The sequence below is a fragment of the Allomuricauda sp. ANG21 genome (assembly GCF_040705235.1).
Taxonomy (GTDB): Bacteria; Bacteroidota; Bacteroidia; order Flavobacteriales; family Flavobacteriaceae; genus Flagellimonas; species Flagellimonas marina.
In genome coordinates this window covers 683,503-697,232 of the sequence record NZ_JBFCVT010000011.1, presented here as the reverse complement: position 1 = coordinate 697,232, position 13,730 = coordinate 683,503, and the positions used below count along the sequence as shown (strand labels likewise).

Genomic DNA, 13,730 nt, shown 5'->3' with positions numbered 1-13,730 from the left:
CTAATCCCAAAGTTCGCTCACTTCTTTTTTCACGAAAGCCAAGGCCGTATTGGAAGGCGATTGTTTCTCCATGGTCTGGTTGAGGATATCTTCCCGAAGCTTATCCGCGGAATCCGTTTCGCTCATACCAGCTGAACGAATAATCTGAATAGTGGCATTTTTGGCCGCTTTGATGATGTTCCAACACTCCTCGGACATATAAATCTGTTGGGAAAGATTGTGTTCGAACTCCGTTTCAACCTGATTGATCAGAAGATTTTCGTAATCCCTTTTGTTTTTTCCTTTGGGTCCCACACGAACCACAAGGCTGTTGATGGCAATACGCTCTAGGAAAAGCGTCATTCGCTCATAAGCTTGCAGTCGAACAGGAAGGGTGTCCGCTTGGGCATCTTTGTGCAAAAGGAATCGTCTTCGACCGTCTTCGTTACGGGTATGCAGTCTAAAAAAATAAAAGGCGACCACACCGGTAACAACGGCGGGCATTAAATACGCAAAAAGTTGAAGGATATCATCTCCACTCATAGGATAGTTTGGTTTTTGTTGATTTTACACAACAAGAACGAACCAAAACTGCAAAAAGTATTTTGACCTACAATCTTATCGGGCTGCCTTGGCACTTTCCTTTGCCTTGGCATAAAATCCTTTGTAGTCAGGCTGTAATTTAATATTTACCCCCTCCTTAAAGTTGCCGTCCTTCGCCGTAATCACTATTTTTTCACTGGAAACTCCCAAAGTGCCCACCAATTCCTTGGAAACAGCGGAGACTTGGTCAAACGTAGGGCCAAATTCCCCTGTTATGTTCAACCCTTCCACTTCGGTCTTAAAATTGGGATTTGATTTGATGACTTTGGAAACGTTGGCCAACCAAGCTTTTCCTGTTTCGGTCAGTTCCGAGGACGTATCCGAACCAAAAAGATTACTCAGGCTGCTTGAGATTACAATGGTGCCTTCGGCGACACTTACATTGGCATTTTCGCCCAAGGTTTGCTTAATTCGGGTTAAAGAAACAATGGCTGTGGAATCATTTGCGGAAATCATATCGTTGATGCCGCTCAGCTGTTTTTCCTTACGAGCCAAGGCTTCCATGGCCTTGTTCACATTGTTGGAATTCTGCTTGGAAAGTTCCGAGAAGTTACTCAGATTGCCCAGCAACGTGGCGTTGGCATCACGTAGCCCAGCGTTCTCAACCTCTAAAGTTTCGGCCTTGGCATTACTCGACGATATTTCACGTTTGGCCTTGGCCAATTCCTGTTCAACCTCAGAAATTTTTGACTTTAGGTCATCAATTTCTGCAATAAGGTCGCTCTTTCTTTGGGCAAAAGCCGAAGTAGCAACAAAAAGCAAAACTATGGGGAGTAACAGTTTTTTCATAAGTAGTTGTATTTGATGATTCAAATTTGGAGCTAAAGTATAATGTTTTTTTTTAATTGGGCTTACCTCCCAAATAGGAACAATCATAAAGTTCCTGCATGGAAGAAAAGGTTACCTCGTCCTTTTGGTATCCATAAACCGCCTCCAAGCCGCTGCTAAGATAATCATCATCAACATTTACTTGGATGTCATTCATCTTAAATTGACAGGGATGTTCGTAACCAGCTGCATGTGTGATTTCCATGAACTCTTTGCGAAAAGTTTTGAAATATTGCGCCAATCGGTCTGATTTTAATGGGACGTTGATGCCTTTTTGCAACCATTTACTCTGTGTGGCCACTCCAGAGGGACACCGGTTGGTATGGCATACCTGCGCCTGAATGCACCCAATGCTCATCATGGCTTCACGGGCCACATTAATGCAGTCCGCACCCATGGCAAAAGCCATCGCCGCTTTGGCCGGGAATCCTAATTTTCCACTTCCTATGAAAACAATGCGGTCTGTTAATCCCATATCCTTAAAAATTTTATAGACCGAGGTAAATCCGTATGTCCAAGGCAGCGAGACATGGTCAGCAAAGCTGGGAGGGGCCGCTCCGGTACCACCTTCACCGCCGTCAATGGTGATAAAATCAGGCCCTTTTCCTGACTTTTTCATCAAATTGGCGAGTTCTTCCCATTGTTCCAATTTTCCAACCGCTCCTTTGATGCCAACAGGCAGTCCGGTTTCTTCCGCAATGTTCTCTATAAGTTCCAAAAGTTCAGGAATGTTGCTGAAAGCCTTGTGGGTAGGAGGGGAGATGACATCTTTCCCAACCTCAACCCCTCTTATTTCTGCAAGTTCATGTGTGATTTTGGCTCCGGGCAGAACCCCACCTTTTCCGGGTTTGGCCCCTTGGGATAGTTTTATTTCCACAGCTTTGATGCAAGGATTTTCATCTACTAGGATTTTCATTTTCTCCATGGAGAAATTTCCATCCCGAGTACGGACTCCAAAATATCCGGTGCCAAAATGAAAGATAACATCTCCTCCTTTTTTGTGATAGGGGGAAAGACCGCCTTCACCCGTGTTATGGTAGGCCCCACACTTTTCAACACCTTTGTTGAGAGACTCCACGGCAGCAGCCGATAAAGAACCGAAGCTCATGGCCGACACATTGATGATGGAAGCGGGACGATATGGTTTTTTACGCTTGTTGTACCCTCCAATTACCTTGGCGCAAGGCAAAAAGCAAGGGTCTTTGGTATTGGGGTGGCCTTCAGGAAGTTGATAGGCAATCATTGCATTTTTCACAAAAACATGCTGATGCGCATAAATATCCCGGTCTGTGCCAAATCCTTCGTAATTGTTTTCCTTTTTGGCCGAGGCATAGATCCAACTGCGTTCAATACGATTGAAAGGAAGTTCCTCTCGGTTGTTGGCTACAAAATATTGCCGCATTTCCGGTCCGATGCTCTCCAACCAGTAGCGAAGATGCCCCACAATGGGAAAATTATGACTTATGGTGTGTGCCTTTTGGAAAAAGATATCCCGGATGGCTACCAATAATAGGAAAACCAATATCCACCCCCACCAAGGAATGTCGTCTAAAAAATCCAATAGGGATTCCATTGTTACATGTTCAAATAATCCAAAGTAAGCTGTGTCATGGCTTTTACACCCAACAGCAGCCCACTGTCATCAATTTTAAAATCTGGCGTATGATGCGGAAACGATTCTGTTGTTCCAGGGGTCATTCCTCCCAGAATAAAAAAGAGACCGGGTACTTTTTCTTGGAAATAGCTAAAATCTTCAGCTCCGGTTACCGCTTTGTGTATAGAAACATTCTCCTTGCCAGCCGCTTTTTCCAAGCTAGGGACCATTTTGGCGGTTAAATCCAAATCGTTGAATGTAATGGCGGTGGAGGTAGTGATTTCAATATCAGCATCCCCTCCGTAGGCTTTGGCAATGGCAGGAACCATTTCTAGCATTCGATTGTTCAATTTTTTCTGCATGTCATAATCCAAAGTTCGGATGGTGCCAATGAGTTCAGCACTTTCTGGAATGATGTTAAAGCGAACCCCGCTGGTAATCTTTCCCACGGAAATCACAGCAGCTTCATTGGTCAGCTCAGTTTCTCGGCTTATAATAGTCTGAAGACCATCAATGATTTTTGAACTAATCAAGATAGGGTCCACACCGGCCCAAGGTTGGGAACCGTGGGTTTGCTTTCCCTTCACATTGATTACAAAGCGTTGGGCGGATGCCAAAGCTCCTCCTGGTTTGTATTTGATGGTGTTGATTGGTGTTTGCGAATTGATGTGCAGACCAAAAATGGCATCCACATCGGGATTGGTCAATACGCCTTCCTTCACCATTAATTTGGCACCTCCTTCTTCACCTGGAGGTGGCCCTTCCTCGGCAGGTTGGAAAATGAATTTGACCGTTCCTTTTATTTTGTCTTTATGTTTGGATAGCACTTCGGCCACGCCCATTAAAATGGCAGTGTGCGTATCATGACCACAAGCGTGCATTACGCCAACTTCTTTTCCCAAAAACTCAGAAGTTACGTTTGACTTGAATGGCAAATCATTACGTTCAGTCACGGGAAGCGCATCAATATCGGCACGTAGGCCAACTACTTTTCCGGGTTTGTCTCCTTTTAAAAGCCCGACCACTCCGGTGTGGGCCACTCCAGTTTGAACTTCAATGCCTAAGGATTTTAGGTGGTTTGCAATTTTTTCAGCGGTTTTGAATTCGCGATTGCTGAGTTCAGGATGTTGGTGGATGTCGCGACGCCATTCAACTACTTTGGATTCAACGGCTGCAATGTCTTTTCCTAAATCTTGGGCGTGGAGGGTTACACTTGAAATTAATAGTGTAAAGGCTAAAATTTTCTTCATAATGGTGAGTGAGTTATAGTTTAATAAGACGGTAACCGTCATTTTGTAATTGAATTAATGCCGTCATGGCCGATAGTGCAATTTTTTCACCCGGAATAAGGGTCTCTTTTGGAACATTTCGAGAATTGGAGGATTGGCCGCAAAGGATGATTTCAACTCCATTATCCATAAGGTTTTGCAACATTTCTGCATTGGGATTGGGAACGCCAAACCGTTTTTGGTGCGCTTCATTGTTCATGATGTTGGTCGTAGCTGACCCATGTATGATCAAAGCTGCTTTTAGTTGAGAAGCTGGTACCCCATTTTGGGCATGCATATTCAAAAATCGAGCAGCGGTCTCTATTCGTTTATTGATTTCTTCATGGGATTCTGGACCGGTCGCCACATCAAAAACCACTTTAAATTCCTCGTTAACATTGGTTTTGTAATCGGGGTTCTCAACGGTGAATACAGCACCATAATTTTCCAGGATTGGCCCTGCTTTTTTTTCTTGGGACAATGCGAAAAGGCTGAAAAGCGCACAAATCCAGATAGGGAAACCGTTGTATTTCATCAATAAAAAGGGTTATGGCCTTAAATATATTCAATTCAAATCAAAACACCTCCGTGTTTATAACTATTGAAAGCTAGATTTTAGCATAAGGGCATTATTGGCTAATTTCACGTTTACTTTTTAAAAATCCGAGCCTTTGAGTACTTTTTTGGATGAATTGAACGATGCGCAACGGGCCCCTGTATTGCACAAGGATGGGCCATTGATGGTGATTGCAGGTGCCGGTTCCGGGAAGACCCGGGTGTTGACCTATCGGATTGCCCACTTGATGAACCAAGGGGTGGATTCCTTCAATATTTTGGCCTTGACCTTTACCAACAAAGCTGCACGCGAAATGAAAAAGCGGATTGCCTCCATTGTTGGGGATTCTGAAGCCAAAAACCTTTGGATGGGTACGTTTCACTCTGTTTTTGCCAAATTGTTGCGGTATGATGGCGATAAGTTGGGATTCCCAAGCAACTTTACCATTTATGACACTCAGGATTCCCAGCGGTTGATTGCAGCCATCATTAAAGAGATGGGGTTGGACAAGGATATTTATAAATACAAGCAGATTCAAAACCGAATTTCATCCTATAAAAACAGCTTAATTACTGTAAAGGCTTATTTTCAAAATCCTGAATTGGTGGAAGCGGATGCCATGGCCAAAAGACCCAGAATGGGAGAGATTTACAAGAATTATGTAGATCGTTGCTTTAAAGCGGGTGCAATGGATTTTGATGACCTTTTGCTACGCACCAACGAGCTGTTGACCCGTTTTCCAGAGGTTTTGATGAAATATCAAGATAGGTTCCGGTATATTTTGGTGGATGAGTACCAAGATACCAACCACTCGCAGTATTTGATTGTAAAAGCATTGTCGGACCGCTACCAAAATATCTGTGTGGTGGGGGATGATGCCCAAAGTATTTATTCCTTCCGTGGGGCGAACATCAGCAACATTCTCAACTTTCAACGGGATTATGACGACGTGGCCGTATACCGATTGGAACAAAATTACCGATCCACCAAAAATATTGTCAACGCGGCCAATTCCATCATCGCCAAAAACCGTGATCAGTTGGAGAAAGTCGTTTGGACCTCCAATGGTGAGGGCCACAAGATAAAAATCCACAGAAGTCCCACCGATGCCGAGGAAGGAAGGTACGTGGCAGGTTCCATTTTTGAAATGAAAATGCAGGAACAGCTTCAAAATGGGGATTTTGCCGTGTTGTACCGAACCAACTCACAATCGCGATCCATTGAGGATGCGCTAAGAAAGCGGGACATTCCATATCGAATTTATGGAGGACTTTCTTTTTATCAGCGTAAGGAAATCAAGGATGTATTGGCCTATTTACGTTTGATCGTCAACCCAAAGGATGAAGAGGCGTTAAAACGGGTCATCAATTTTCCGGCACGAGGTATTGGTCAAACCACCATAGACCGACTTGTTGTAGCTGCAAATCATTATGGGCGGTCCATTTTTGAAGTGATGGAACATTTGGACAAGCTCAACCTGAATATCAATGCAGGCACCAAGCGCAAACTGGGGGATTTCGTGACTATGATCAAGAGTTTCCAAATCATGAATGAAGGTTCGGATGCTTTTACGCTTGCAGAGCATGTTTCCAAAAAAACGGGATTGTTGTTGGAGTTCAAAAAAGATGGAACCCCAGAAGGTATTGCCCGAATGGAGAACATTGAGGAACTCTTGAACGGGATCAAGGATTTTGTAGAGGGGCAAAAAGAGTTGGCTGATGCCACCGGCAGCTTGACCGAGTTCTTGGAAGATGTGGCTTTGGCAACGGATATGGACAAAGAGGTCGGGGATGATGATCGCGTCGCTTTGATGACCATCCACTTAGCCAAAGGATTGGAGTTTCCCTACGTATTTGTGGTTGGGATGGAAGAAGATTTGTTTCCATCTGCCATGAGCATGAACACACGCAGCGAATTGGAAGAAGAGCGCCGATTGTTCTACGTGGCCTTAACTCGGGCTGAAAAACAGGCCACCCTCACCTATACCCAAAACCGCTACCGATGGGGAAAGTTGATTGATGCGGAACCCAGCCGGTTTTTAGAGGAAATTGATGAGCAATATGTGGAAAACCTGACTCCCCTAAATGATGGTTACCGCTATAAATCTATGTTAAACGCCGACATTTTTGGCGAGGTAGACAAAAGCAAACTTCGGCAGATAAAACCCAAAAGCGGAACCCCACCCAGTACCCATAGACCCAACGAGAACCAATTGCGAAAGTTACGAAAGCTAAAACCAGAGCTTTCCACATCGACTACAAATAACAACGTTGTAGATTCAAACTTAGCGGAGGGGGTTTTGGTGAACCACACCCGGTTCGGAAGGGGCAAGGTGCTTAAGATTGAAGGTTTGGGCAATGACAAAAAGGCTGAAATTCAATTTGAGCAAGGTGGAATGAAGAAACTGTTGCTCCGTTTTGCCAAGTTGGAGGTCATTGATAACACATAAACCAATTTTGGCTGGGTTCTAAATTCATTACCATAATCAAACTTGCTTCGGATTAGGGATGATGTAAAATAGTTTGCTAAAGGAGTAGGAGGCTAAAAAAATGTTTAAATTCAAAACCAATTACTTTTTGAATAGCATACCAAACTCCTATGAAAAAACTGTTCTCCGATCCTATTTTTCTGGCCGCCATTTTACTTGTTGTATTTCTTTTTGGAATTGCAGGATATCATTTTGAGTTGGGATTTCCACCATTAATGGGAATGGTGCTGGGGAGTATCATTGGAATTGTTATCCTAGTCGGCCTAAAGCTCCTCATCTCCTTGGCCAAACCCTTGTTCAAAACGATTTCTATTGGTTTTCTCACAACTTTCTTAAGCGGTTTGTTGGCTTTGGTTATTTTAAAATCGTATGCCTTTCGTTGGCCTTCATCAATGTATTACGTCTTGGCGGCATGGGGTTTTGTATGTTGCTTACTATTGACTTTTGGATTGAATAAAGTTATCAAAAACAAGGACAGTAAGGGTTGGATATTGGTTATCGTATCATTGTTAATTGTGGCATTGGGCTTTTATGGATTCAACAGTTTGGAAGGTGACCCATACATTCAAGCGAGAACAGGGTCAGAAATAAGCCCGCAAATTACCATGCTTTCGGAAATGGGGTTGGAAGACCCTTCAAAAAAAGGCTCATTTGAGATAGCGACTTTTACCTATGGCAGCGGAACAGATGAAAAACGACCCGAATATGCCGAGCTTGTAAAGATAAAAACACCCACAGTTGATGCATCTCGAATTTTACCCGAATGGAAGGGCAAAAAGAAAAAGTGGCGCGAAAAATTCTGGGGTTTTGGGGTGGAAAACTTCCCATTGAATGGGCGAGTGTATATGCCAAAGGGGGATGGTCGATTTCCGCTTGTGCTTATGGTTCACGGCAATCATAGTATGATTGATTTTTCCGATGCAGGCTACGCCTATCTTGGAGAATTATTGGCCAGCAGAGGTTCCATTGCGGTTTCTGTTGATGAAAATTTCATCAATGCCCATTGGTCCGGAGATTTCAGGGGGAAAGAAATGCCAGCAAGGGCGTGGCTTTTGTTGAAGCATTTGGAACAATGGCAAAAATGGAATAACGGAGACCATGCTGATTTGGCAGGAAAAGTGGATATGGGCAATATTGTTTTGGTGGGCCATTCCAGAGGAGGGGAAGCTGTTTCTATTGCAGCGGCGTTTAATGAATTGGAGCGATTTCCCGATAATGCCCAAGAAACCTTCAATTTTGGATTCGGAATTAAAGGGGTCATTTCCATTGCACCAACAGACTATCGGTATGACCGGGAAATCACACTAAAAAACATTAATTATTTGTCTCTGCAAGGTGCTTATGATTCGGATGAAGTAAGTTTTTGGGGTATGCGGCCTTATCATCGGCTAAAATTTTCGGATGATTTTGATGGCTTTAAGGCTGGAGTGTATATGAACCATGCCAATCACGGACAGTTCAATTCCACATGGGGGCGTTCAGATTTTGGAGCACCGATGAAATGGTTGTTGAATCTCCAACCGTTAGTGTCTGGAGAGGAGCAGCGTCAGATGGCAAAGGTGTATGTCAGTGCTTTTGTGGAGGCTGTTTTAAAGGGCAAAAAGGTGTATAGAAACGTATTTAAAAGCGTGGATGGCGTCAAAAATTGGTTGCCCAATGATACCTATTTAAGTCAATATGCGGATGCTTCCAAGAAAATACTATTAGATTTTGAGGATGACATCGATATAACTTCAGGAAAACATGGTCTTCAAATTACTGCGGAGAATTTTAAGATATGGCGGGAAGAGGAACTAAAGTCCCGTGATGATGGCGAACAGCAAAATAATGCCTTGGTTTTGGGGTGGAAGTATCTAAAACAAGCAGGAAAAGATTCGTTGCCCCAATATCATATCCACATACCCGATACTTTGAAAAATTTCAGTGGTATGGATACACTGGCTTTGTCTGTTGGAGTTGGGGATATTTCAGAACTGGATTTAGAAGAAAAGGAAAAAGATGTTTCAAATCCTGGATTTAATTTCAGCATCCTCCTAAAAGATAGCTTGGGCAACAAGGCCTCAATAGATTTGGGCAGTACTAATGTTCTACCCGTACCCATTAGAAGTAAGTTCACGAAATTCAAGTTCTTGGATAAAGATATGATTGGTAGCGACTGGGAAGTTCAATTGAAAAGCTGTTTTGTGCCTATTTCAACATTTATGGCAAAGAATGAAAAACTAGACCTTAGTAAGCTTAAAACCATTAGTTTGATGTTCGATAAAGATTCACTGGGCATTGTGGTAATAGATGATATTGGGATTTATACCACCCCTGTAATGGAGCAGGAATCAATACTTGTAGAATAATCAATTTAGGACATATTCACCATTAGTATAAGCCAATGATTCTTGTGCAATGGCTTTGTAAAGGGATTTTGCAGGCACGTTGCCCAAACATGTTGTTGAGTCTTTTTCTGAACACCGAACCATAACCGCACTCTCACCGCTTGGAAAAACCTTAGCTTCCTCAATGCCGTCTTTTAGAACCCTATATGCGCTTAACTGGTATTGGTTCGGGTGATTTGATGGGTTTGCAAGCCCGCCAAGGATGTATGTGTGTATTCCAGATCTGTTTTCAATGATTTCTATTTGGTCATATCGTAAAGGTTTTCCAAAAAGGGAAGTAGGTATGGTTCTGTTCTCACTTACATAGAAACCAATACTTTTTATTGGATAGTCTAATTTTCGCGTATTCCAGGAGAACACTGTAAAGCCCTTGTCCGCACTTTGCGCAAAAGAAAAGTCATGCTTTCCCTTAGAATAATATGAATTGATTTCGCTTACTATCCGTGGACTGGTTATGTTGTGTTCAATGGCCTGTCTGATGTTTTCGTTAACAGAAACAATAGTTTCCTGGAAATCTTTGGTGTTACTATTTGTGTTGGATAATACACCGAATAGGCTGTCCAGATGCTTCACAATGGCTTCTCCGGATTCTAATTTATTTCTTTGTTTTTTTTGAAGACTGCAATTCAGGACTATTGGAATCAATAGAACTACAAGTATGGATTTTATAAGGTCGATGCGTCTCATTTTATTTTTGATAAGGATTGTGTACAAAACTGTTTATTTTCGGTTGAGTGTATGGGGGTAAATGCATGAATACCCATTTTCAATTGATGTATACTGCATTACTATGGAGTTGCTCTATGATAAAAGGTTGGCTCATAAAGCTGTTTTTAACATTTTCTCTTGACCTTAATCATGCAACATGACCACATTCTTTCTTACTTTGTATGATATTCGTAAACGACATGGCAGAATTCGTAAAACTTTATGAAGAAAATCCAAATCCGAGGCAAATTGAAAAGATTGGCCATGTGCTTCGGAAGGGCGGACTTGTCATATATCCTACGGATACGGTCTATGGGTTGGGATGTGACATTACCAATTCCAAGGCGTTACAGCGAATAGCACGGATTAAGGGGGTGAAGCTGGAAAAGGCCAATTGGTCCTTTGTTTGTGCTGACCTGAGCAACCTCTCGGATTATGTGCGGCAAATAGATTCCTCCACATTTAAAATTTTAAAACGTGTCCTGCCAGGGCCATACACCTTCATTTTACCTGGGAACAACAATCTACCTAAAGATTTTAAAAAAAAGAAAACGGTTGGGATACGGATTCCCGATAACAATATCGCTAGGGCTTTGGTTATGGAGTTGGGCAATCCCATTGTTTCTACCTCTATCCATGATGAAGATGATATTTTGGAATATACCACAGACCCCGAACTTATTTTTGAGAAGTGGCAGAACTTGGTTGATGTGGTGATTGATGGGGGGTATGGGGACAATGTAGCTTCCACAGTGATTGACCTTTCTGAAAGCATTCCCGGGGTGATACGTGAAGGGAAAGGTAGCCTTGAAATATTTTAGCATAAAAAAAGCGGCCTCACGGGCCGCTTTTCAATATAAATTATCTGGTCTTATTGACCTCCGTTGATGGCAGGGTCTTTCATGCCTTCTTCAATCATGCTATAGAACTGATCGATTTTTGGAAGTACTACAATTCGGGTTCTTCTGTTTTTGGCTCTATCAGCAGAAGTATCGTTGCTAACCAATGGTACGTAGTAGCTACGTCCTGCAGCTGTCATTCTAGCTGGATCTACGCCAAAATCGTTTTGAAGGATTCTGACCACAGATGTTGCTCTTTTCGCGCTCAAGTCCCAGTTGTCCAAAAGGACACCGCTACGATATGGTACATTGTCTGTGTGACCTTCAACCATAAATTCAAAATCAGGCTTGTTGTTCACTACTTTGGCCACTTTGCCCAATACCTCTTTGGCTGCACTGGTTACGTTATAGCTACCACTTCTAAACAACAATTTATCAGAGATGGAAACGAATACCACGCCTTTCTCAACGCTGATTTCAATATCCTCATCATCCAAGTTGCCCAATACACCTTTTAGACTTTGTACCAAAGAAAGGTTTACAGAATCTCTTCGGGTAACCGCATCTTGCAATTTTCTGATGGTAAGGTCTTTTTCTTTAAGGCTCTCCAAAGATTTTTCAAGGTTTTCTGCACCTTTGGTGGTAAGCGTTGTCAAGTTACCCATGTTGTTGATGAGTTCTTGGTTGTTCGCTTTCAAAAATGCGTTTTGATCTTCGAGAGTTTTCAATCTTGAACTTGCTGTAGCTTTTTCTTCCAAGCAGTCGTTAAGTTTAACGGTGGCAGAGTTCAATAAATCTTGGGTTTCTTTGTGTTTGGCTTCAAGCTCGGCGTATTTTTTTTGGGATACGCATGATGATAATAAGACGGCCATAGCCAATGTTCCTAGAAAAACTTTTTTCATAGTTCAATGTATAATTTAAGGATTGTTAGATATATCAATGTTAAAATTTGTTAGCCAAAATTAGATAAAAAGCAAAATGTCCATATTTCGCTATAGTTAATCTTTTACTAAAATGTTAAAATTCTTTACTTGATTTACGAAATGCGACCAGACTATGGATGTCGTAGTATAGTACTTTAATAAAAAATTAGCTTTTTCCCGCTTCTTGTAAAGTGTTCTAAAGTTACCATAAAAACTGATATGTGCACGGAGAATGGCCCAACAATGTTCAAACTTCAACTGAAATACAAATCGAAGCGCAGCTATACCGTCCAGTAATAGTCGCATGGCGATAATGGGAAACGCTTTTTTTCTTGGTAAGTTTTTAGTAATGGAATAGAGTGAGTTCCTGAAGTTAAGGAAGGTCTTCTTGGGGTTCATGTTGCTCAAGGTTGAGCCGCCCAAATGAAATACATGGCTTTTCCCCACATAAAGGACTTTATGCCCCGCGTTTTTTGCACGCCAACATAAATCCACTTCTTCCTGATGGGCAAAATAGTCCTCATCAAATCCGTCAAGAGAGTTGAAAACCTCACTTTTTATGAACATGCAGGCACCAGTGGCCCAGAAAATTTCTGTAATGTCATCATACTGACCTTTATCCTTTTCCAAAGCTTGGAAAATTCTCCCCCTACAGAAGGGATAGCCGAGCATGTCGATAAAACCGCCAGCAGCACCGGCGTATTCAAAATAGTCTTTGTTTTTTAGGTCTAATATTTTGGGTTGGATGATGGCAGCTTCTGGAAAACTACTGAATGCTTTGCGAATGGGTTCCAGCCAATTTGGTGTAACTTCTACATCAGAATTAAGAAGACAGAAAATATCTGCTTGAATATGTTTTAGGCCATCATTGTACCCTTTGGCAAAACCTCCATTTTCTGAATTTTGCACAATCCCAATCTCTGGATACTCCTTTTTTAAGAAAGCAACGGAACCATCCGAACTGGCATTGTCCACCACGTAGATATTTGCCCCGGTAGAGTGGGCCATGACCGAGGGAAGGAACTGTTTGAGCAAGGATTCCCCGTTCCAGTTTAGTATGACTACGGCAATTTTCAAAACGAGGGCAAATTAACGGCTAAAATCAGGAATATCCTTCAAAAACGTGTATTTTTCATTTTCATGGTCCATTTGGCAGTAGTAATGTTCCAGTCCGTTGGACACCATTAAATAGTTGGATTGTAATTCGTAATTATAGCGCGCTATCTGGTCAAATGTGGATTGGTCAATTTTAATTTCTGGAGCCTTGCATTCCACCAAAAGAAAAATAGAGCCATCAGGATTGAAAACCACAATGTCATATCGCTTTTTCATTCTGTTCACAAGCAATTGCTTTTCCACATTAATGAGGCTCTTGGGATAATTTTTAGTGAAGACCAGAAAATGGACCACATGCTGGCGCACCCATTCTTCGGGTTGTAGCAAAACAAATTTTTTACGGATGCCGTCAAAAATGTAGTGCCTATTTTGGCTATTTTTGATTCGAAATGAATACGCAGGAAAGTTCAACGGTTGCATTGGACAAAATTGATGATTTTT

12 protein-coding genes are annotated in these 13,730 nt (G+C 42.1%); 3 read left to right on the top strand and 9 right to left on the bottom strand.

Translation table 11 applies throughout. The features are described from left to right. From AB1A65_RS11965 to AB1A65_RS11945, 5 genes are all read right to left on the bottom strand, one after another. Positions 1-522: a hypothetical protein gene (locus tag AB1A65_RS11965; RefSeq protein ID WP_366589379.1), complete on the bottom strand. Its 522-nt coding sequence runs from the start codon at positions 520-522 to the stop codon at positions 1-3. A 75-nt stretch (positions 523-597) separates the two neighbouring features. After that, positions 598-1,371, bottom strand: a complete 774-nt coding sequence (locus tag AB1A65_RS11960; RefSeq protein ID WP_366589376.1) for a hypothetical protein — start codon at positions 1,369-1,371, stop codon at positions 598-600. Positions 1,372-1,423: 52 nt separating this feature from the next. Further along, positions 1,424-2,983, bottom strand: a complete 1,560-nt coding sequence (locus AB1A65_RS11955) for an FMN-binding glutamate synthase family protein (RefSeq protein ID WP_366589373.1) — start codon at positions 2,981-2,983, stop codon at positions 1,424-1,426. A gap of 2 nt (positions 2,984-2,985) precedes the next feature. Then, the gene (locus tag AB1A65_RS11950; RefSeq protein WP_366589370.1) at positions 2,986-4,254 is read right to left on the bottom strand and encodes an amidohydrolase; all 1,269 of its coding nucleotides are present in this window, start codon (positions 4,252-4,254) and stop codon (positions 2,986-2,988) included. Between the two features lie 13 nt (positions 4,255-4,267). Further along, positions 4,268-4,807, bottom strand: a complete 540-nt coding sequence (locus AB1A65_RS11945) for a DsrE family protein (RefSeq protein ID WP_366589368.1) — start codon at positions 4,805-4,807, stop codon at positions 4,268-4,270. A 136-nt stretch (positions 4,808-4,943) separates the two neighbouring features. On the opposite strand from AB1A65_RS11945, the gene AB1A65_RS11940 reads away from it, so the two are divergent. Continuing rightward, on the top strand, positions 4,944-7,277 hold the full coding sequence (locus AB1A65_RS11940) for a UvrD-helicase domain-containing protein (protein ID WP_366589366.1): 2,334 nt from the start codon (positions 4,944-4,946) through the stop codon (positions 7,275-7,277). Positions 7,278-7,426: 149 nt separating this feature from the next. Further along, complete coding sequence (locus tag AB1A65_RS11935) at positions 7,427-9,664, top strand: hypothetical protein (protein ID WP_366589364.1); 2,238 nt, start codon at positions 7,427-7,429, stop codon at positions 9,662-9,664. On the opposite strand, the gene AB1A65_RS11930 is transcribed toward AB1A65_RS11935, so the two are convergent. Beyond that, the gene (locus AB1A65_RS11930; protein ID WP_366589361.1) at positions 9,665-10,390 is read right to left on the bottom strand and encodes a hypothetical protein; all 726 of its coding nucleotides are present in this window, start codon (positions 10,388-10,390) and stop codon (positions 9,665-9,667) included. Positions 10,391-10,611: 221 nt separating this feature from the next. On the opposite strand from AB1A65_RS11930, the gene AB1A65_RS11925 reads away from it, so the two are divergent. Next, a complete protein-coding gene (locus tag AB1A65_RS11925; RefSeq protein WP_366589359.1) occupies positions 10,612-11,232 on the top strand; it encodes an L-threonylcarbamoyladenylate synthase in 621 nt (206 codons plus the stop codon). A gap of 50 nt (positions 11,233-11,282) precedes the next feature. Here AB1A65_RS11925 and AB1A65_RS11920 read toward each other — a convergent pair whose 3' ends face one another. The 3 genes from AB1A65_RS11920 to AB1A65_RS11910 all read right to left on the bottom strand — a co-directional run bounded on the left by AB1A65_RS11920 (position 11,283) and on the right by AB1A65_RS11910 (position 13,709). Continuing rightward, complete coding sequence (locus tag AB1A65_RS11920; RefSeq protein WP_366589356.1) at positions 11,283-12,152, bottom strand: OmpA family protein; 870 nt, start codon at positions 12,150-12,152, stop codon at positions 11,283-11,285. A 96-nt stretch (positions 12,153-12,248) separates the two neighbouring features. Beyond that, entirely contained in the window at positions 12,249-13,250 is a 1,002-nt protein-coding gene (locus tag AB1A65_RS11915) for a glycosyltransferase family 2 protein (RefSeq protein ID WP_366589353.1), read from the bottom strand. A gap of 12 nt (positions 13,251-13,262) precedes the next feature. Then, positions 13,263-13,709, bottom strand: coding sequence for a type I restriction enzyme HsdR N-terminal domain-containing protein (locus tag AB1A65_RS11910; protein WP_366589350.1), 447 nt, complete (start codon positions 13,707-13,709; stop codon positions 13,263-13,265). Positions 13,710-13,730: the final 21 nt, after the last annotated feature.